This window comes from Streptomyces sp. NPDC085927, from assembly GCF_044540975.1.
Lineage (GTDB): Bacteria > Actinomycetota > Actinomycetes > Streptomycetales > Streptomycetaceae > Streptomyces > Streptomyces hirsutus.
Genome location: NZ_JBITSN010000021.1, coordinates 1 through 19,130 on the forward strand (window position 1 = coordinate 1; position 19,130 = coordinate 19,130).

General features: G+C 73.3%; 13 protein-coding genes and 2 pseudogenes. 5 read left to right on the forward strand and 10 right to left on the reverse strand.

Annotation, left to right across the window (positions count from 1 at the left end):
• Window positions 1-91: 91 nt before the first annotated feature.
• Window positions 92-1,291, reverse strand: coding sequence for a macrolide-inactivating glycosyltransferase (mgt, locus tag ACIF80_RS33890; protein ID WP_399811882.1), 1,200 nt, complete (start codon window positions 1,289-1,291; stop codon window positions 92-94).
• A gap of 188 nt (window positions 1,292-1,479) precedes the next feature.
• Between mgt and ACIF80_RS33895 the strand changes: the two genes are divergently transcribed.
• Window positions 1,480-2,346, forward strand: coding sequence for a phosphotransferase enzyme family protein (locus ACIF80_RS33895; RefSeq protein WP_399811885.1), 867 nt, complete (start codon window positions 1,480-1,482; stop codon window positions 2,344-2,346).
• A gap of 99 nt (window positions 2,347-2,445) precedes the next feature.
• Here ACIF80_RS33895 and ACIF80_RS33900 read toward each other — a convergent pair whose 3' ends face one another.
• Together ACIF80_RS33900 and ACIF80_RS33905 are read right to left on the reverse strand one after the other, a co-directional pair.
• Window positions 2,446-3,249, reverse strand: coding sequence for a 3'-5' exonuclease (locus tag ACIF80_RS33900; protein WP_399811887.1), 804 nt, complete (start codon window positions 3,247-3,249; stop codon window positions 2,446-2,448).
• A 193-nt stretch (window positions 3,250-3,442) separates the two neighbouring features.
• Window positions 3,443-4,711 (reverse strand): SAV2148 family HEPN domain-containing protein, encoded by a 1,269-nt coding sequence (locus tag ACIF80_RS33905; protein WP_399812054.1) that lies wholly within the window; start codon window positions 4,709-4,711, stop codon window positions 3,443-3,445.
• 336 nt (window positions 4,712-5,047) lie between these two features.
• Between ACIF80_RS33905 and glgX the strand changes: the two genes are divergently transcribed.
• The 3 genes from glgX to ACIF80_RS33920 all read left to right on the forward strand — a co-directional run bounded on the left by glgX (window position 5,048) and on the right by ACIF80_RS33920 (window position 11,164).
• On the forward strand, window positions 5,048-7,204 hold the full coding sequence (gene glgX, locus ACIF80_RS33910) for a glycogen debranching protein GlgX (RefSeq protein ID WP_399811890.1): 2,157 nt from the start codon (window positions 5,048-5,050) through the stop codon (window positions 7,202-7,204).
• A 103-nt stretch (window positions 7,205-7,307) separates the two neighbouring features.
• Window positions 7,308-9,722 carry a malto-oligosyltrehalose synthase gene (gene treY / locus ACIF80_RS33915; protein ID WP_399811892.1) on the forward strand — a complete coding sequence of 805 codons (2,415 nt, stop codon included), beginning with the start codon at window positions 7,308-7,310 and terminating at the stop codon, window positions 9,720-9,722.
• A 155-nt stretch (window positions 9,723-9,877) separates the two neighbouring features.
• A complete protein-coding gene (locus ACIF80_RS33920) occupies window positions 9,878-11,164 on the forward strand; it encodes a M14 family zinc carboxypeptidase (RefSeq protein ID WP_399811895.1) in 1,287 nt (428 codons plus the stop codon).
• A gap of 19 nt (window positions 11,165-11,183) precedes the next feature.
• Here ACIF80_RS33920 and ACIF80_RS33925 read toward each other — a convergent pair whose 3' ends face one another.
• The 4 genes and pseudogenes from ACIF80_RS33925 to ACIF80_RS33940 all read right to left on the reverse strand — a co-directional run bounded on the left by ACIF80_RS33925 (window position 11,184) and on the right by ACIF80_RS33940 (window position 12,740).
• Window positions 11,184-11,624, reverse strand: a complete 441-nt coding sequence (locus ACIF80_RS33925) for an SSI family serine proteinase inhibitor (protein ID WP_399811897.1) — start codon at window positions 11,622-11,624, stop codon at window positions 11,184-11,186.
• Window positions 11,621-11,857: pseudogene (locus ACIF80_RS33930) on the reverse strand (dehydrogenase); the annotation flags it as partial. The pseudogene ACIF80_RS33930 and the gene ACIF80_RS33925, both read right to left, overlap by 4 nt.
• Window positions 11,853-12,053: pseudogene (locus tag ACIF80_RS33935) on the reverse strand (dehydrogenase); the annotation flags it as partial. The pseudogenes ACIF80_RS33935 and ACIF80_RS33930, both read right to left, overlap by 5 nt.
• 135 nt (window positions 12,054-12,188) lie before the next feature.
• Window positions 12,189-12,740, reverse strand: coding sequence for an FHA domain-containing protein (locus tag ACIF80_RS33940; protein ID WP_399811899.1), 552 nt, complete (start codon window positions 12,738-12,740; stop codon window positions 12,189-12,191).
• A gap of 181 nt (window positions 12,741-12,921) precedes the next feature.
• Here ACIF80_RS33940 and treZ point away from each other — a divergent pair, with 181 nt between their 5' ends.
• Window positions 12,922-14,664, forward strand: a complete 1,743-nt coding sequence (gene treZ / locus ACIF80_RS33945; protein ID WP_399811902.1) for a malto-oligosyltrehalose trehalohydrolase — start codon at window positions 12,922-12,924, stop codon at window positions 14,662-14,664.
• 139 nt (window positions 14,665-14,803) lie between these two features.
• On the opposite strand, the gene ACIF80_RS33950 is transcribed toward treZ, so the two are convergent.
• From ACIF80_RS33950 to cyc2, 3 genes are all read right to left on the reverse strand, one after another.
• Window positions 14,804-15,748 (reverse strand): aminoglycoside phosphotransferase family protein, encoded by a 945-nt coding sequence (locus ACIF80_RS33950; RefSeq protein WP_399811904.1) that lies wholly within the window; start codon window positions 15,746-15,748, stop codon window positions 14,804-14,806.
• A 333-nt stretch (window positions 15,749-16,081) separates the two neighbouring features.
• Entirely contained in the window at window positions 16,082-16,759 is a 678-nt protein-coding gene (locus ACIF80_RS33955) for a PDZ domain-containing protein (RefSeq protein ID WP_399811907.1), read from the reverse strand.
• Window positions 16,760-16,834: 75 nt separating this feature from the next.
• Entirely contained in the window at window positions 16,835-19,030 is a 2,196-nt protein-coding gene (gene cyc2, locus ACIF80_RS33960; RefSeq protein ID WP_399811909.1) for a germacradienol/geosmin synthase Cyc2, read from the reverse strand.
• Between the last annotated feature and the right edge of the window lie 100 nt (window positions 19,031-19,130).

Sequence of the window (19,130 nt, forward strand, 5' to 3'; positions counted from 1 at the left end):
AGGATCCCAAGCCGTTCATCTGGACCAAGACCGCCGAAGAGATCCTCGATTCCCTCGCCCGCTTCTGCCGACGGATTTCTGGCGCAGGACACTAGCCGCGCTGCGGCAGCTCCGCCTCGATGAGGTCGGCCGCCCTGCGGGTGCCGCCCTCCTCGGCCATCCCGGCCCGGATCTCCTTCAGCCGGCGGGCGACCTCCGGGTCGCCGGTGAGGTCGAGGGCGGCCGTGCGAAGAGCTCCGGCGGTGGCCTCCCCGGCCGGGAGGCGCCGGGCGACGCCGAGGCCCTGGAGCATGTCCGCGTTGCCGAACTGGTCCACGGCCTGCGGTACGGCGATCATCGGCGTGGCCGTGGCCAGCCCTTCCTGGCTGCCGCCGGCTCCCGCGTGGGTGACGAACAGGTCGGCCTGCTTCAGGACCGCGAGCTGCGGCACCCAGGACCGCACCTCGACGTTCGCCGGTACGTCGCCCAGCTCGGCGGGGTCGACGTGCTTGCCGATCTGGAGCACCAGGTGCCACCCGGGCAGGTCGCCGAACGCCTTGACGCACTCCCGGTAGAAGCCGGGCTGCTTGGTGAACGACGATCCGAGCGACACCAGGACGACCTTCTGCGCACCGGCCGGCCGCTGCCACTCCCCCTCCGCGCCGCGGTCGCCCTGGCAGGCGCCGACGAACGTGTGCACGCTCTCGTCGACCCGGTCCGCGTTCGGCTGGAGCGCCCTGGGGATCAGGACGAGGGACCGGGCCGGACGGCCCACGAACGGGTCGGGGTGCTCGGTGATTCCGTTCTCCTCCAGCCAGGCGTGGAAGCGGGCGTAGTAGGCCCGGCCGCGCTCGGTCCTGAGCGGCTCCTCCCACATCGGCTCGCCGATCTCCTTCTCGTACCCCTCCCAGGCGACGAGGTTCGGCGAGAGCGAGACCACGGGCACGCCCCAGCGGTGGCCGAGCACGCGCGCCGGGTACGAGGTGATGTCGTGCAGCACCAGGTCGGGGGTGTCCCCCTCGTACGCCTTCGTCAGCTGCGGGAGGGCCTGGACGGCGTCGTCGAGGAACGGTTCGACGTTGTCCAGCAGGGTGGTGCCCCAGGCCCCCGGGTCGTCGTCGGGCCCGGGGAGGACGGAGTTCCAGAGCTTCACCTCGGCACCGGTCCCGGCGACCTTGTCCGCGAAGACCGGGGGGATCGCGTACGTCACCCGGTGGCCGCGCGTCACGAGCTCGCGGATCACCTCGAGGCTCGGGTTCACGTGGCCGTGTGCGGCGATGGAGAACATGGCGATGTGCGCGGGACTGGTCATGCCCGAACCCTAGGCGAGACGATACGTATCGTGCAATCGATGGGGAGTGCGCGACGGCTCCCACCGCGGTCGTCCCGCCCGCAGCCCACCGCCGGCGGACACCGCGCACGTCGCCGACCTGTGCGAATGGGACACTGGCCGATGGCGCACACGAGCGCGGGAACAAGCACAGCCACGGAGGCGGGCGGATGGACGAGGCACGGGCGCGGGACGTCCTGGCGAGGGCGGACGTGCTGCCGGGACGCGCGGCCGGGGAGGCGCGGCTGCTCGCCCTGGGCGAGAACGCGGTGTTCGCCGCCGGTGACCTGGTCGTCAAGGTCGGCCGCGACAGCGGCCTGCTGGAGCGCGCCCGCCGGGAGCTGGCGATCGCACTGTGGCTCGCCGAGGAGGGCGTGCCCGCGGTGCGGGCCGCCGCGCCGCAGGCACTGCTCGTCGACGGCCACCCGGTGACGGTCTGGCACCGGCTGCCCGAACCGGTGCGGCCCGCCGAGCCCCGGGACCTGGCCGCACTGCTGCGAGTGGTCCACGCCCTTCCCGCCCCCGCCTTCGGGCTGCCGCCCCGCGAACTGCTGGGCGGCGTGGAACGCTGGCTGCGGCTCGCGGGCGAGGTGATCGCCCCGAAGGACGCGGCGTATCTGCGGGAGCGGCGGGACGGTTTCGCGGCGGCCGCCGCGGCCCTGACGCCCCACCTGCCGCCGGGCCCGGTCCACGGGGACGCGCTGCCCCGGAACGTGCACGTCGGGCCGGACGGGCCGGTCCTGGTCGACCTGGAGACCTTCTCCGCGGATCTGCGCGAGCACGACCTGGTGGTCATGGCCCTCTCCCACGACCGCTACGGGCTGCCGGCGCAGGCGTACACGTCCTTCACCGAGACCTACGGCTGGGACGTGCGTGAGTGGGAGGGCTGCGCGGTGCTGCGCGGCGCGCGGGAGACGGCCAGCTGCGCCTGGGTCGCCCAGCACGCCCCGAGCAATCCGAAGGCCCTGGCCGAGTTCGAGCGCCGTGTGGCATCCCTGCGCGACGGCGACCCGACGGTCCGCTGGCACCCCTTCTGATCCGGTGCGGCACGCGGAATCCGGAGTCCGGCCGGCAGGTGCCCGTCCGCGGTGATCGCGGCGGGGAGAACCGCCGGGGAAGACGGCTCCGCGCTCTCCCTAGGGCGCTTGCCCGGGGGCGGGCCTGGACAGCGGCGCAGCCGCCCGGCCGCCGGGTTCCCGCTCACGGAGGGCCTCGGCCGGCCCGGGCCGGCGGCCGCGCGGAACGACCGGCCAGGCCGGCTCGACGACTGCCGCCGGGTCCGCGGTCCGCCGCAGATACGCCTGCAGAGAGGCCGCCTGCTCGGCCGCCGCGCGCACCTGGAGCTCGTGCAGGGCCGTCAAGGACATCATCCCGACGGGCTGGTACTTCTCGCCCATGCGTCGCACCACACGGGCGGCAGCCACCGCGTCCGCCCGCGCATCGTGTGCGTCGTCGAGCGACACGCCGTAGTGCGCGCACAACGCGTGCAGGGCGCGCTTTCCCTTCCGGTACTTGTCGACATGCTTGTCGAGCACCAGGGGATCGATGACCGGTGAGGGCGCGCCGCCCAGTCGCTCGGTGACCGACTCCGGTCCGTGCCGCCGGCACTCGCGGTCCAGCAGTGACAGGTCGTAGCGCGCGTTCATCACGACCACGGGTGTTCCTGAGCGCAGGACCTCGGCTACGGTCCGGGCGATGTCCTCGACCGCGGACGACGGCGGGACTCCGTGCTCGCGGGCATGGTCCGTCGAGATGCCGTGGATCGCCGAAGCCTGCTCGGGTATCGCCACCCCGGGATCGAGCAGCCAGGTCCGCTCCGCGGAAACGGTCCCGTCCGGCTCCAGTCGCACGACCGCCGCGGTGACGATGCGATCGGTCTCGATGTCCGTACCCGTGGTCTCCAGGTCGAAGGCCACCAAGGGCCCGGTGATCCAGCTCATCGCACGGCCCCCGTGACGATGCGTGCCTCGCGCGGGTCGGTACCCGTCGCCTGCGGGCCGAAGCCGATCAGCGGCTCCCGGTGCCAGCCCATGGGTGGCCCCCTTCCGTGTGGTGCGTTCCCCCAGTGGTTCTTACCTTCGCACGCACCACTGACAACCCGGGGGCCGCGTTCCGTTCACGGTCACGGACCGTTCACGACACCGGGCGCGAATCCACCCACATCTGCTCGAATTCCTCGCGGTACGTGGGAAACAGTCCGCCTTCTTCGGCCTCGCCCGGTTTGACCACCTTGCCGCCGTTGCGCAGCACCAGCACCGGTGCCTCCATCCCCCGGGCCCGGCGCAGATGGCTCTGCACCACGCCGACGCCGTCGGCGCCGTCCCCGTCGACGAGGTACGCCGTACAGCGGGGTGTCTCGTCGTACACGTGGATCTCGAAGGCGCCCGGGTCGCGCAGCCGGGACCGCACCCGGCGCATGTGGAGGATGTTCATCTCGACCGCGCGGCCCAGCTCCCCGCGCTTGAGACCGAGTTCGCGCTCGCGGCGCTTGACCGCGCTGGAGGCCGGGTTCAGGAAGAGCAGCCGCACCCGGCAGCCGGCCTCGGCGAGGCGCACCAGGCGGCGCCCGGAGAAGTTCTGCACCAGCAGGTTGAGGCCTATGCCGATGGCGTCCAGGCGGCGGGCACCGCCGAAGATGTCCTCGGCCGGGAACTGGCGCAGCAGCCGCACCCGGTCGGGGTGGACGGCGACCACGTCCGCGTACCGGTCGCCGACCAGGTCCTCCACCGCGTCGACGGGCAGCCGGCGGGCGGACGGGACGTCCCCGCCCGCGCCGAGCATCTCCAGCAGCCGCGCGGAGGCCCGCTCGGCCTGGTTCAGCACCGCCTCGGACAGCGCCCGGTTGCGGGAGACGACATTGCGGGTCACCTCGAGCTCGTCCAGGGCGAGTTCGACGTCCCGGCGGTCGTCGAAGTACGGCTCGAAACACGGCCAGTGCTGGACCATCAGTTCGCGCAGCTGCGGAAGCGTGAGGAAGGAGAGGACGTTGTCGTCGGCCGGGTCGAGCAGATAGCCCTTGCGGCGGCTGACCTCGCGCACCGCGACCGCGCGCTGCACCCACTCCTGCCCGGCGGGTCCGGCGGCGGCGACCACCCAGTCGTCGCCGTGCACGGGCTCGTAGACGGGCCGCAGCACGGCGGCCACCACCGAGCGCAGCCGCTGCTCGACGAGGTTCAGCCATATGTAGGCGCGGCCGGCCCGCTGGGCGCGGGTCCGTACCTCGCGCCAGGCGTCGACGCCCCAGTCCAGGTCCGGCCCGATCGAGCCCGCGTCCATCGGCCGCGCCAGGGACACCGCACCGGGCGGGACGTCCGTGGAGTTCCCCTCGTGACCCTCGCCACCAGGGGGCAGCTCCAGCCCTCCCGAGCCCACCCGCGCACCGCCTTCCACTCCCCCGAGCACTCCCAGCCCCAACGATCAAGGAGAGTACTCCGCTTGCGGTGTGCGGTGCAGCCTGATGGCGGTGTCGTTTCTCAACTTCCTTCTTCCGCACCACTGTTCTGGTATGCCTGCCCGCCGGAAGTGGACGAAGTCACAGGACATGCACAGAGGTTGCTGCCGTGACGCGTCCACGGAGAACCGGAATCCCCCTCGGGGGGGCGCGTCGGCAGCGGCGCGGTGACGGCACGGCCACCGAACCGACAAACGGTACGACAAGAGGACCGCGACAGGAGGACACGCCGACACTCCGGGCCAAGGCGCCCCCACCGGGGCCGTACACCTGGAAGAGTCGTGTCCATGCAGGTCTGGCCTGGCGAGGCGTATCCCCTCGGTGCCACGTACGACGGCGCCGGCACGAATTTCGCGGTCTTCACGGAGGCCGCGGACCGAGTGGAGCTGTGTCTGTTGCACGACGACGGCTCCGAGACAGCGGTCGAACTGCGCGAGAGCGACGCGTTCGTACGGCACGCTTACCTGCCCGGCGTCATGCCGGGGCAGCGGTACGGCTTCCGTGTCCACGGGCCGTACGCCCCCGAACGGGGGCTGCGCTGCAATTCGGCGAAACTGCTGCTCGACCCGTACGCGCGCGCGATCAGCGGATCGGTGCGGTGGGGCGAGGAGGTGTACGGCTACCACTTCGACGCGCCCGACCGGCGCAACGACCTGGACTCCGCCCCGCACACGATGACGTCGGTCGTGGTCAACCCGTACTTCGACTGGGGCGACGACCGGCCGCCCCGGACCGAGTACCACCACACAGTGATCTACGAGGCGCACGTCAAGGGCCTCACCATGCGCCATCCGGGGCTGCCCGAGGAGCTGCGCGGCACCTACGCGGGCCTCGCGCACCCGGCGGTGATCGAGCACCTGACCGAACTCGGCGTGACGGCACTGGAGCTGATGCCGGTTCACCAGTTCGTCAACGACCACCGCCTGGTGGACATGGGCCTGAACAACTACTGGGGCTACAACACCCTCGGGTTCTTCGCCCCGCACAACGCCTACGCGTCCTGGGGCGACCGCGGTCAGCAGGTGCTGGAGTTCAAGTCGGCGGTGAAGGCCCTGCACGAGGCCGGGATCGAGGTCATCCTCGACGTCGTCTACAACCACACCGCCGAGGGCAACCACCTGGGCCCGACGCTGTCCTTCAAGGGCATCGACAACCCCTCCTACTACCGGCTGACCGACGACCCCCGCTACTACATGGACACGACGGGCACCGGGAACTCCCTGCTCATGCGGTCCCCGCACGTCCTCCAGATGATCATGGACTCGTTGCGGTACTGGGTCACCGAGATGCACGTCGACGGGTTCCGCTTCGATCTCGCGGCGACCCTGGCGCGGCAGTTCCACGAGGTGGACCGGCTGTCGTCGTTCTTCGACCTGGTGCAGCAGGACCCGGTGGTCTCCCAGGTGAAACTGATCGCCGAGCCGTGGGACGTGGGCGAGGGCGGCTACCAGGTGGGCAACTTCCCGCCGCTGTGGACCGAGTGGAACGGCAAGTACCGGGACACCGTGCGCGACCTGTGGCGGGGCGAGCCGCGCACGCTCGCCGAGTTCGCCTCCCGGCTCACCGGCTCCTCCGACCTCTACCAGGACGACGGGCGCCGCCCGCTGGCTTCCATCAACTTCGTGACCTGCCACGACGGCTTCACGCTGCACGACCTCGTCTCCTACAACGACAAGCGCAACGACGCCAACGGCGAGGACAACCGGGACGGCGAGAGCCACAACCGCTCCTGGAACAGCGGCGCCGAGGGCGACACCGACGACCCGGACGTGCTGCGGCTGCGGGCCCGGCAGATGCGGAACTTCATCGCCACGCTGATGCTCTCCCAGGGCGTGCCGATGATCAGCCACGGCGACGAGGTGGCCCGCACCCAGCGCGGCAACAACAACGCCTACTGCCAGGACAACGAGCTGGCCTGGCTCGACTGGCCCTCGGCGCGGGAGAAGCACGGCGGCGACACCGGCGGGGACGGCGGCGACGACGCCCGCCTGCGGATGCTCGCCTTCACGCGCGCGATGGTGGGGCTGCGCAAGAACCACCCCGTCTTCCGCAGGCGCCGCTTCTTCCACGGGCGGCCGGTCGAGGGCACCCACGACGACCTGTCCGACATCGCCTGGTTCACCCCCGAGGGGGCGGAGATGACCCAGCGGGACTGGGACCGGACGCATGCCTCGGCGCTGACGGTGTTCCTCAACGGCAACGCGATCTCGGAGCCCGGCCAGCGCGGGGAGCGGATCACGGACGACTCGTTCCTGCTGATGTTCAACGCCTCCCCCGGCCCGCTGGAGTTCGTGGTGCCCGTCGACCACGGCCGGCAGTGGCAGGTGGTCGTCGACACCGCCCGCGAGGACGGCGTACCGCCGGGCACCGGCCCGAAGGTGCGGGCCGGCACCCGGCTGACCCTGACCGACCGGAGCCTGACGGTGCTTCAGCGGCCGGCGTGACGGACGGCGGCGTGGAGGGGTGACGCGGACGGTGGCGCGGACGGGGCGCGGCAGCGGAGGGACGGTTGACAGGAAGGGCCGCGGGGCGGGTACGTAGGTCTGCATGACCTCTGAGCGACCTGAGCGATCCGAGCCGTCGGTGCCCACCGCCACGTACCGGCTGCAGCTGCAGCCCGACTTCCCGTTCGCCGCCGCGGCGGCCGCCGTGCCGTACCTGGCCTCGCTCGGCGTGTCCCATCTGCACCTGTCGCCGGTCCTGGAGGCGGTGCCGGGCTCGCGGCACGGCTACGACGTGGTGGACCACGCGCGCGTGCGCGGGGAACTGGGCGGCGAGCAGGCGCTGCGGGGCCTGTCGCGCACCGCGCGGGAGCACGGTCTCGGCCTGGTCGTGGACATCGTCCCGAACCACATGGCGATGTCCCCGCGCCACAACCGGGTCCTGTGGGAGGTGCTGCGCGAGGGGCCCTCGTCGCGCCACGCGCGGTGGTTCGACATCGACTGGGAGGCGCAGGACGGCCAGGTGCTGCTGCCGGTGCTGGGCGGACCGCTGGGCGCCGAGCTCGGCCGTCTGGAGGTGGACGGCGATGTGCTGCGCTACCACGACCACGCGTTCCCGCTGCGCGAGGGCACCGCCCACCTGCCGCTGCCGCAGCTCCTGGACGCACAGTGGTACCGCCCCGCGTGGTGGCGGCTGGCCCGCACCGAGCTCAACTACCGCCGGTTCTTCAGCATCTCCGAGCTGATCGGCGTGCGTGTGGAGGACCCCGAGGTGTTCGAGGCCACCCACGCCAAGATCCTCCAGCTGCTGCGCGAGGGGGTCGTCGACGGGCTGCGGGTCGATCACCCGGACGGGCTCGCCGACCCGGACGGGTATCTGCGGCGGCTGCACGAGTCGACCGGGGGCCGCTGGACCGTGGTGGAGAAGATCCTCGCCGACGGCGAGCCGCTTCCCGCCTCCTGGCCGGTCGCGGGCACCACCGGTTACGACGCCCTGCGGCACGTGGACGGCCTGTTCACGGATCCGGCGGGGGCCGGGGAACTGCTCGGCCAGTACCGGCGGTTCGCGGCACCGCAGCCGGACCGGGGCGGCGAGTGGGAGGCGACGGTGCGGCGGGCCGCGTACAAGGTGCTCACGCACGAGCTGGCCACCGAGGTCGACCGGCTGACCCGGGTGGTCCACCGCCTGTGCGCGGCCTCTCCCGAACCCGTGCTGCGCGACCGTGCGCCCTGGGCCCTGCGCACCGCGCTCCGGGAACTGCTGGTCCGGCTCGAGGTGTACCGGCCCTACGCGTCCGTGGACCCGGCCGGCGTGGTCACCGAGGAGGCCGCGGCCGGTGCCCGGCGTGCCTTCGCCGTCCCCGAGGAGGCCGGGGCGGTGGACGTCGTACGGGATCTGGTGCTCGGGCGGTACGGCGAGGGGCCGGGGCAGGTGGAGTTCCGTACGCGGTTCGCGCAGACGGCGTCGGCGCTGCGGGCCAAGTCGGTGGAGGACACGGCGTTCTACCGCTACGTGCCGCTGCTGTCGGCGACGGAGGTGGGCCAGAACCCGGGCGCTCCGGCGCTGTCCCCGGAGCGGTTCCACGCGTACTGCGCGCGCGTGCAGCGCGACTGGCCGGCGGGCGGCACCGTCGTCTCCACGCACGACACCAAGCGCAGCGCCGATGTGCGGGCCGCGCTCCATGTGCTCACCGAGTGCCCCGGGCGCTGGGCGGACGTTCTGGCGGAGGTGACCCGGGCCGGCGGGGGCGTGCCGGACGCGCAGCCGGCGTGGGCGGCCTGGCAGACGGTGTTCGGACTGGGGCCGGCGGGCCCGGAGCGGGTGGCGGGGGCGTTGCTCAAGCATGTGCGCGAGGCGGGCCTGCGGACGGGCTGGACGGAGCAGGAACCGGCGTACGAGGAGGAGGTGGCCCGGTTCGTGGCGGCGGGACCGTGCGGGGCGCCGGGCGAGCGGATGGCGAAGTTCCGGGCCTCGCTGGAGCCGTACATCCGCGCGAACGTGCTGGGTGCCGCTCTGGTCCATCTGACGATGCCGGGCGTGCCCGACGTCTACCAGGGCACCGAGTTCGAGTGCCGGACCCTGGTGGACCCGGACAACCGGCGCACGGTCGGCTTCCCGGCCGGGGGGACGGACGGCAGGGACGGCGCGGGCGATGCCGACGGCCGCAACGGCAGCGGCAAGGCGGCGCTGACGCGGGCCGCGTTGCGGTTGCGCAGGCGGCGGCCCGGGGTGTTCGGCGAGACGGCGTCGTACGAGCCGCTGGCCGCCGAGGGGCCCGGGGCGGCGCACTGCGTGGCGTTCGTGCGGTCCGGTGCGGTGCTGACCGCCGTGACCCGGCTGTCGCTGCGGCTGACGGAGGCAGGTGGCTGGCGGGAGACCCGGCTGGCACTGCCGCCGGGCCGGTGGACCGACGTGCTGGAGCCCGGACGGGAGTTCACCGGGCTCGCGCGCGTGGCGGAGCTGTTCGAGCGGTCACCGGTGGCACTGCTGGAACGCGCCGGGGAGCCGGGCGGGGCGTAGGGCCCCGCCCCGGTGGGACGCGGGGGTGCGGGGCGCGGTGCGGATGCCGGTCGTACGTGCCGTGTACGCCCCCTGGGGCCTCCCCCGTCGCACTCTTGACACCGGTCCGTGGCCGTGGGGTACTGCGGTGTGCGACGACGGGTGGTTGACGGGGGGTGAGTCTCCTGCCGGAGCTGCGCCACCCGACGGTGGCCGAACTCGTTTCCTCCTCCCGCGCACTGACGGTCCGGCGGCCCGGCCTGTGTGTCCTGCGGCAGGTGGGACTCTCCCGCGCGGGGCGGCCGCTGCACCTGCTGTCCGTGGGTCACGCCCCGCGTGCCGTGCTGGTGGTCGCGGGCGCCCATGCCAACGAGCCGGCCGGCGGGGGCACCCTGCTCGCGCTGGCCCGGCGGGTCGTGGCGGAGCGGGAACTGCGGGAGGACACGTCCTGGCACTTCCTGCTGTGCGCGGACCCCGACGGGGCGAGCCTCCACACGGCGACGGAACCGGACAGCCTGTACGACTATCACTTGGGCTTCTTCCGTCCCGCCGGCCGGGAACAGCCGGAGTGGGCCCCCTCGGTCCTGCCGCCCGACCTGCTGCCGCCCGAGACCCTGGCCCTGACCGGGGTCATCGACGAGCTGCGGCCCTACCTCCAGGTGTCGCTGCACGGGACCGATCTGGGCGGCAGCTGGGTCCAGTTGACGAGGGACGTGCCGGGGCTCGCCGAGCCGTTCGGCAAGTCCGCCGCGGAACTGCACATCCCGGTGGAGACGGGCGCCTCGGACGCGGCGGGCTGGCCGGTGTCCGGTCCCGGGGTGCGGGTGATGCCCGCGGCGGAGGCCGGTCCGGTGTATCCGAGCCTGCCGGACGACGCGCGGCACAGCACCTGGTACCGCCCCCACCGGTACGGCGGTCTGACGGCGGTCGTCGAGGTACCGATGTGGGCCGGTGGTCTGGTGGACGATCCGGAGCCGCATCCGGCTCCGGCCGAGGCGCTGCGGCATCTGGCGGACCGGCTGCTGCGGGACGCGCGCGAGGTGCGGCAGGTGCTGGAGGAGGTCCGGCCCGGGGCCATGGAGGGCGCCGGTACCGCCGGTGGTCCGCTGCTGCGGGCGGCCACCTGGGGGCTGGAGCTGGTACCGGGGCTGGCCGGAGACCTGGTCCGCACCCGGCCGCCCGACGGCACCAGGGCGTACGTGGGCAGCGTGGACGCGTTCACGCGCCGGGTGCCGCTGCGGGCGGCGGCGATGCTGCGGCGGGAGCTGTGGGAGAGCGACCCGCACGCGGCGGCGCGGCTGGAGCACCTGGTCGCCCTGTGGAGCGACTCGTTCGCCGTGCACTTCCGGGCCCGCCGGGTGTCCGTGGCGCACCAGGTGGAGCATCAGGTCCGCACGGTCGTGGCGGCGGCGCTGCACGCCCGCACGGGTACGGGGACGGGGACGGGCACGGGAGCGGGCTGAACCGCCCGCTCCCACGGCCTCATGAGGGCTGCGGCCCGTCCAGGGCGAACACGGAGCCGGTCCGGGCCTCCATCACGCACCGGTTCGAGAAGGTCTCCGTGTACTCGACCGGCTGTCCCCGCCACTGCCCGTGCGCGTGTGCGGTCACCGGGGCGTAGACCATCGGACAGTACGTGTCCCGGGCCGGGATGGCGGTGATGCGTCCGTCCGCCGCGGCGAGTTCCGCGCAGGCGTCGGCCGCGCGCGGGTGGCCCTGGGGCGGGTCGCACCGGAGCAGGCTGCCGGGTGCCGTGCCGGTCCGGGTCTCGCCCTGCTCGACGCCGAGGACGAGCCAGGTGTCGGAGGTGTCGGTGCCCCGGGGGCCGGGGTCCGCCTGCGCGGGGACGGGGGCGAGACAGGCGAGGAAGGCGGTCGCCACCAGCAGCGCGCCCCGTACCGCTTTCAGTGAGGTGTACGTCATGCCAGATGCATCGGCACGACGGTGCCGGAACCCCAGCCCGGCTCACCCGAACGGGAAGGTGTGCCCGGGTGCCGCACGGCCGGCTCGAACGCGGCGACCACGCCCCGCGCCTGGTACTCGACCTGACGTGCGACCGGGAGCCGGCGTGTCCCGCAGACGTCCCGGTGGTCGGCGCACCGCGCGTCGATGAGCCGGTCCGGTTCCGGCAGCGCCCCCGCCGGATCGCGGCCGGCGGTCGTGGCCGACGGTGAGGAGCGGCGGGAACGTGCCCGCACGGGAGGTTCCGACACGGCGCAGTCGTGCGTGCCGGGGGTTCCCGGCCACGAGGGCGGCGGCCCGCGCGCCCAGTTCGTCGGCGGTCGGGCAGCGCAGGAGGGGTGGCGGGGCACACCTCCGCGAAGTGGCGCCGTCGGTCCGTCGACTCGCCATCACGGGGAGTACGCGGGATGCTCACAGCAATTCACGGCTTTGGGTGATGCGTCAACACCGTCGAAGACAAAAGGAGTTCGACGATCTTCCGTGACGTCCATGGACGCCGCGGTCCGTCCGGCCGTGCGGGGACGGTCAGTTCGCCGTGAGCCGGTACGTCATCCGTCCGAAGCCGATCTGGTCGCCCTCCCGGACGACGGCCATGCCGACCACCCGACGGCCGTTCACTGTCGTGCCGTTGGTGGAACCGAGGTCCCGCAGCACCCACAGGCCGCCCTGCCGGTGGAGTTCCGCGTGCACGCGGGAGACCGTTTCGTGGTTGAGCCTCAGCCCGTTGGCGGGGTCGCGCCCTATGCGCAACGGGTGGGTGGTCGCCGGATGGGGCAGCAGCAGCTTCGGCAGCCGCTCGGCCTGCCACGCCCCGCGCAGCCGTACCGTGAACCCGGATACCGCCTCCACGGAGGAGAACAGCAGGCGCGAGAAGCGGCCCTCGGTGGGCAGGTCGGCGGTGAGCTGGACGAGTTCCTCGGGGCACCGGGCCGCGAGCGCCAGCTCCATGCGCCGGATGAACGTGTCGTGGGACAGCCGCCCCACCGCGGCGCCGTCCCGCAGTACCTTCAGCGCCTTGTCGCGCTCCACGTCGGAGAGCCGCGCGGGGTACGTGTTGAACTCGAATGACGACGTCACGCTGCTGATTGTCGGCCAGTACGGGCCGGACTGTCCAGGAGACGACGGAAGCACCGCACGGCCGTCCCCGCTCCTGACGCGGCGACACCCGCCGCAAAGGGCACATTCACCGGCGGATCGATCTCCGATGCAGCACGATGTACGAGCTACATCACGGTGAGCAGACGAAGGGGAACCGTCCGTGCAGTTCGAGGTGTGGGCACCGCAGGCCGACGACGTGACGCTCCGGTGCGACGGCGTCACGCGCGCTTTGACGCGCGATCCGGAACGGGAGGGGTGGTGGCGGGGGGAGGCGGACGCGCGGGACGGCTCCCGGTACGGCTTCGCGCTGGACGGCGGGCCTGTCCTGCCCGATCCGCGCTCGCGCCGGCAGCCGGACGGGCCCGACGGGGAGAGCGCCGTCGTCGACCACGACACGTTCGCCTGGCGCGCGGCCTGGGACGGGCGTCCGCTGCCCGGCGCCGTCCTGTACGAGCTGCACGTGGGCACGTACACGCGCGAGGGCACGTTCGACGCCGCCGCCGAGCGACTGGAGCATCTCGCCGGGCTGGGCGTCACCCACGTGGAGCTGATGCCGGTGTGTCCCTTCCCGGGCCGTCACGGGTGGGGGTACGAGGGGGTCTCGCTGTGGGCGGTGCACGAGCCGTACGGGGGACCCGAGGCGCTGAAACGGTTCGTCGACCGGGCGCACTCCCTGGGGCTGGGCGTCGTCCTCGACGTGGTGCACAACCATCTGGGGCCCTCCGGGAATTATCTTCCGCGGTTCGGCCCGTACTTCACCGACACCCATCACACTCCGTGGGGCGCCGCCGTCAACTTGGACGCCCCCGGCTCGGACGAGGTGCGGACGTATCTCGTTCAGAGCGCGCTGGCGTGGCTGCGGGACTACCGGATCGACGGGTTGCGTCTGGACGCGGTGCACGCGCTGGCGGACACGCGGGCCTACCCCTTCCTGGAGGAGCTGGCGGCGGCCGTGGACGCCCTGTCGGCCGACACCGGCCGACCGCTGTTCCTGATCGCCGAGTCGGACCGGAACGACCCCCGGTACGTCACGCCCCGCGCGGACGGCGGTCACGGGCTGCACGCCCAGTGGAACGACGACTTCCACCACGCCCTGCACGCCGCGCTGACCGGTGAGTCGCAGGGCTACTACGCCGACTTCGCGCGCGCCCCGCTCGCGGCGGTCGCCAAGACGCTCTCCGGCGGCTTCTTCCACGACGGCACGTACTCCTCGTTCCGCGGCCGGCGGCACGGGCGGCCCCTGGACCGTACGCGGATCGCCGGGCACCGCCTCCTCGGCTACAGCCAGACCCACGACCAGATCGGCAACCGGGCCCAGGGCGACCGGCTGGCCGCGCTGGTCTCCCCCGGCGCGCTGGCCTGCGCGGCGACCCTCACGCTGACCGCCCCGTTCACGCCGATGCTGTTCATGGGCGAGGAGTGGGCGGCGGGCACACCCTGGCAGTTCTTCACCGACCACACCGACGCCGAACTCGCCGAGGCCGTGCGCGACGGCAGACGGCGGGAGTTCACGGCGCACGGCTGGGCCGCGGCGGACGTGCCCGACCCGCAGGACCCCGCCACCCGGGACCGCTCCTGCCTGGACTGGTCGGAGCCGGAACGCGAGCCCCACGCGCGCGTGCTGGCCTGGTACCGGCAGCTCGTCGCGCTGCGTCACGCGCAGCCGGACCTCACCGACCCCGACCTCGCCGACATCAAGGTGGTCTTCGACGAGGACCGGCGCTGGCTCGCCTTCCGGCGCGGGGACGTGCTGGTGGCCGTGAACCTGGCCGGTGAACCGGCCGCGATCGCGCTGGGCGTCCCGCACGCGCGCGTACTCGCCGCCTGGGAGCCCGTCGGGGCGCCGGGTGCGGACGGAGTGCTGCACCTGCCCGGCGAGTCCGCGGTGGTGCTGCTGCAGTGAGCGCCCGGGGCACCGGCCCGCGGCACACGGCCGGGAGGACTTCCGGCGGGGCACGTCCGGCGGAGTGCTTCCGGCGGAGGCTTTTAACGGATCTCGTCCGTCGGGGCACCCGGCCGGGGCACGCGGCTCGGGCGCCTGGCTACGGCATGTCGTCCGCGCCGCGGAGGTCCGTCACCCGCTCCAGCAGGATCGCCTCCCAGGCCCGGCGCAGCCGGACGCGCAGCAGCGGCAGCGGGCCGGTGTCCCCGCCGCCCAGCGCCTCGGCGAGGTGCAGGACCGCGTCGCAGCGGGCCAGCCACAGGCCGCGCAGGCAGGGGCGGGCGCCGTAGCCGGCGAGGGTGGCGGCGCGTACGGCGGCCGGGGAGCCCACGGCGAGCGCCAGGCCCGCGATGTCCTCGGCGGGGTCGCCGGCCACCGCCCCGGCCCAGCCGAGGACCCCGCGCACCCGGCCGTCGGCGCTGACCACGAGATGCGCGCCCGTGAGGGCGTGGTGGACGAGGACCGGTGAGCCGGACTGGGCGGTGAGCTGGACGGCGGCGGAGGGGGTGAGCTGCCGCATGCGGTGGGGGGCGAACTCGTCGGCGGCGGCCAGCCGTTCGGCGGCCTCTCCGGCGGCCCGGCGCAGGGACTCCAGGGGACGCGGGGGGACACGCGGCACGCCGAGCGTCTCCGCCTGCCGCACCGGTACCTCGCGCAGCCCGGTGAGCAGCCCGGCCAGATCGGTCTCACCGACGGCGGACACCCGGTGCTCCTCCGCCGAACCGCCGGCCAGCCTGGTGTCCAGGGTGCAGATCAGGCCCGGTGCCCATTCGCCGTGCGCCACGCTCGACGGCACCGCGACCGGGATGTGCGGGCGGACGAGTTCCCGCAGCCGCAGCTCGCGGCGCCGACGGGTGCTCATCTCCCGGTCGCGTGCGAGGCGCAGCACCTGCCGGGTGCCGACCCACCAGGTGGCGGGTTCGGCGTCCTCGCCGACGGGTCGCACCTCCGGTCCGTCGGCGGTCTCGCCGTCCATCTCGTCCTTGAGGAGGGTACGGACCAGCCGGCGGACGGTGTCCGTGGTGGGTGTCGGTGCCTGGGTCATGGTCGCGCCGCTGTCGTTCGGTGGGCGGGGAGGGGGCGTCGGGGCCGTTCAGCCCACTATGACCGTGTCCCCCGCCGCACGCTCCGTACGGGGACGAGCCGCGTTGGCGACGGCTGTGCGGGACGCGGCACCGGGCGTGGTGCGGGACGCGGACGTACTGCCGGTCATCCGGGCCTCCCGGGGCGGGTGCAAGGGCTGTGTGCAAGGGCTGTGTGCAAGGGCTGTGTGCAGCATCCTGCCCGGCGGGCGGGGGCGGCGCGAGCCGGTGTGCCGTGTCCGTCCGGACGAGGCACTCCGGGTCGTGCCGGCTCCGGCGACGCCGTTTCCCGGTGCTCAGGTGACGAGGCCGGGGACGGCCGTGAGCTGCTGGAAGCCGCCGCTGCTGTGGCGCACCGTGAGGGTCACCCCGGCACCCGGTCTCGCCCGGAGGACCGCGCGCGCCAGGTCGGCGGCCGTGTCGGTCCGGGTGTCGCCGAAGGCGAGGAGCACGTCGCCCCGCACCAGGCCCGCCGAGAACCCCGGACCCGGCACATGCACGCCGACCACCAGGGCCCCCGGCCCGCTGTCGTCCACGACCTCCACGCCGAGCCTGGCGACGACGGGCGCGGACGCCGGGGAGGGAGCGGCCCCCGGCCCCGACGCCACCGACGGCCCGGACGCCCCGGGCGACCCGGACGGCGCGGCAGTGCCCGCGAATCCCGCCCGGTGCTGCAGCCCGGCCAGTGCGTCCACGCCGACGACCGTGGCCCCCATCGCCCCGACGCCCACCCCGGACAGCACCAGGACGGTGCCGAGGAGCATCGCGAGCAGCGTGGTCCTCAGCCGCCGCCCCCGCCGCCGCGCGGCATGCGGACGCGGCCGGCCGGAACCGCGCCGGGTCCCGGACCCGGCCCCACCCCCACTCCCCTCCCCGCTCCCGTTTCCGTTCCGGTCCGCACCCCCGCCCGCGTCTCCGGGACCGGCCGTCTCACGGCCGGGCATCGGTTTGGGTCGCAACGCAGTCTGTTCCATGGATCGCCTCCGCCCGGAGTGCTACCCGGATCGACGCAGGCCGACGAGCCACGAAAGAGTGATGCTGACTTCCCCTCAGGTACGGGTGGCCATGGGCACCGCGGGTGTGCGCTGCGGCAGGAAGCCGTGGGCCCGGCCCGAGAGCCACGCGTCCTTGTAGCGGTTCACGCTGCGGTGCCAGTGCAGGATGCCCGCCATCCAGTTCTGCAGGTCCAGCACGTAGTCCCGCATGACCGCGCGTGCCTCCTGGGACAGTCCGAAGTCCTCGTACAGCACGGGTAGTTCGTGTGCCACGACGTGCTCGAACTGCTCCAGGCGCCGGCTCATCAGGTCGTGGACGATGCCGAGCGCCCTCGGGTAGTCGCAGCCGAAGAAGGTCTGCACGACGAGGATCGCGTTGTGGATCTCGCCCTCGAACTCGATCTCCTTCTGGTACGAGAAGACGTCGTTGAGGAGGCAGGCGTAGTCGATCGCCGCGTTCTCCAGGGAGCGGACCGGGCCGCTGCGGTAGACCTCGGGCGGGACGGCGGGGCCGTGGCCCGCCCGGCACAGGCCGAGGGTGAGGTCGGAGCCGAAGGTCTGCCGGCGCATCTCCAGGTAGTCGACCGGGTCGGGCACGCGGTGCACGATCTGGTTGCCCAGTTCCCACAGCCAGCTCTCGGTCATGACGTTCACGGCGTTCTTCAGCGGGACCCGTTCCTCCGGTGTCATGGCCGCAGTGGTGCGGGCCCACAGGTCGGTCAGGGCCCGTTCCATGGCGTTGGCCGCCGGGGGCACCGGTTCGCCGTCGACGGGCATGCAGTCGGACAGGCGGGCCGTGGTCAGCCGGGCGGTGGCCAGGTCGCGGCGGTGGCCGTAGACGAGCGGGTAGTAGTCGTCGCCGTAGGTGCCCCAGGCGAGCCACTGCGCGCTGAGGTCGAGGGCCTCGGGGGTGGCGTCCGGGTCGATTCCGGCGGAGCACAGCGCGAGATCGTAGGCGTCCAGCTTGTCCTCGTCCCACACGCCTTCGCTCAGGATGCCCGTCCGGTGGCACCAGTCGACGAGGGTGCTCCGGGAGGCGTCGAGGTGCGGGCTGAGCGTGAGCGGGAACGGCATGCGGATCTCGGGGATCAGGGACGGGCCGACCTTCTGGTACGGCACGTGGGTGTGCGCCCGCAGCCTCCCCCACTGCCTGGACGGCGTGGGAGGTGCCCCCATCGCGCCCGCGGCGGCGAGCAGTCCGCGCACGTCGGCGGCCGAGGTGCCCGGCCCGGACGGGCCCGCCCACGGGGTGGTCTCCCGCGCGCCCTCGTTCATGTACCGGCTGGAGCGCATGTGCCATTCGTGGCCGCCGGACTGCCAGTCCTGCAGCCCTTTCGCGTACGCCGCGACGGCCGCGACCTCGTGGGGGGCGAGGCCCTTCTCCAGGGCGGCCGCGGGCACCTCGGTGAACGCGGTGTGCTCGAACTGGTGCAGCCGTGAGGTGAGGATGTCGTTGACGGTGTCGGCGGCCTGCTGGGTGGTGCAGCCGAAGAAGGTCTCCAGGACGAGGACGCCGTTGCTGTTCTCGCCCTCGTCCTCGACCTCGCGCTGGTAGGAGAACAGGTCGTTGCGCAGGTGCACGGCGTCGGAGAACGTCTCCATCAGCACCCTGAGCGGCCTGGTTCCGGCGACGGCGGCGGGCACTTCGGCGGTCGCGTACTCGACGAGCCCCGCCGACCACGGGGCGCCGCCCACCTTGCGGCGCATCTCGATGTACTCGACGGGGTTGGCGATCCGCCCCTCGTTGATGTTGGACAGCTCCCACAACGACTCGTTGAGAAGGTGCTCCGTGGCGACGGCGAACCGGGCGCGCCAGTCCTCGGACATCGCGGGCACGGTGCGCGCCCACAGGTCGGCGAGTCCCGCCTCGACCGGGTTGTGCGGCTCGGGCACCGGGGTCGCCGGGTCCAGCGGCATGAACAGCGGCAGCCGGTCCAGGTGGGCCTTGCCGCCCTCCCGGTCCTGGCTGCGTTTGAACAGTTCCAGGAAGTGGTCGTCGAAGAAGAAGACCCACACGTACCAGTCGGTGATCAGGGAGAGGGCGGGCCCGTCGCAGTCGGGGTGGGTGTAGGCGCAGAGCAGGCCGTAGTCGTGCGCGTCGAGATCGGCCTGCTCCCAGACTCCGGATCCCTCCAGCATGCCCATCTCGCGCGCCCACACCGACGAGTGGGCGCGGGCCTCCTCGAGGTGCGGGTTCAGCCGCGCGGGGTGCGGCAGGTAGAAGTGCGGAAGTACGAACGGCTGGGTCATGGCCCGGCACTACCCGTGGGCCCGTGACGGCATCCACCGGCCCGGACATGATCACACCATCGCGTGAACCCTCCCCGAAATGCTGAAATGCCGGAAGCGG

Excerpts from the sequence above, each read along its gene's own strand:
- ACIF80_RS33950 (WP_399811904.1), bottom strand. The coding sequence starts at position 15,748 with ATGACCCAGGCACCGACACCCACCACGGACACCGTCCGCCGGCTGGTC.
- mgt (WP_399811882.1), bottom strand. The coding sequence starts at position 1,291 with ATGACCAGTCCCGCGCACATCGCCATGTTCTCCATCGCCGCACACGGC.
- treY (WP_399811892.1), top strand. The coding sequence starts at position 7,308 with ATGACCTCTGAGCGACCTGAGCGATCCGAGCCGTCGGTGCCCACCGCC.
- cyc2 (WP_399811909.1), bottom strand. The coding sequence starts at position 19,030 with ATGACCCAGCCGTTCGTACTTCCGCACTTCTACCTGCCGCACCCCGCG.
- ACIF80_RS33925 (WP_399811897.1), bottom strand. The coding sequence starts at position 11,624 with ATGACGTACACCTCACTGAAAGCGGTACGGGGCGCGCTGCTGGTGGCG.
- ACIF80_RS33900 (WP_399811887.1), bottom strand. The coding sequence starts at position 3,249 with ATGAGCTGGATCACCGGGCCCTTGGTGGCCTTCGACCTGGAGACCACG.
- glgX (WP_399811890.1), top strand. The coding sequence starts at position 5,048 with ATGCAGGTCTGGCCTGGCGAGGCGTATCCCCTCGGTGCCACGTACGAC.
- ACIF80_RS33895 (WP_399811885.1), top strand. The coding sequence starts at position 1,480 with ATGGACGAGGCACGGGCGCGGGACGTCCTGGCGAGGGCGGACGTGCTG.
- ACIF80_RS33955 (WP_399811907.1), bottom strand. The coding sequence starts at position 16,759 with ATGGAACAGACTGCGTTGCGACCCAAACCGATGCCCGGCCGTGAGACG.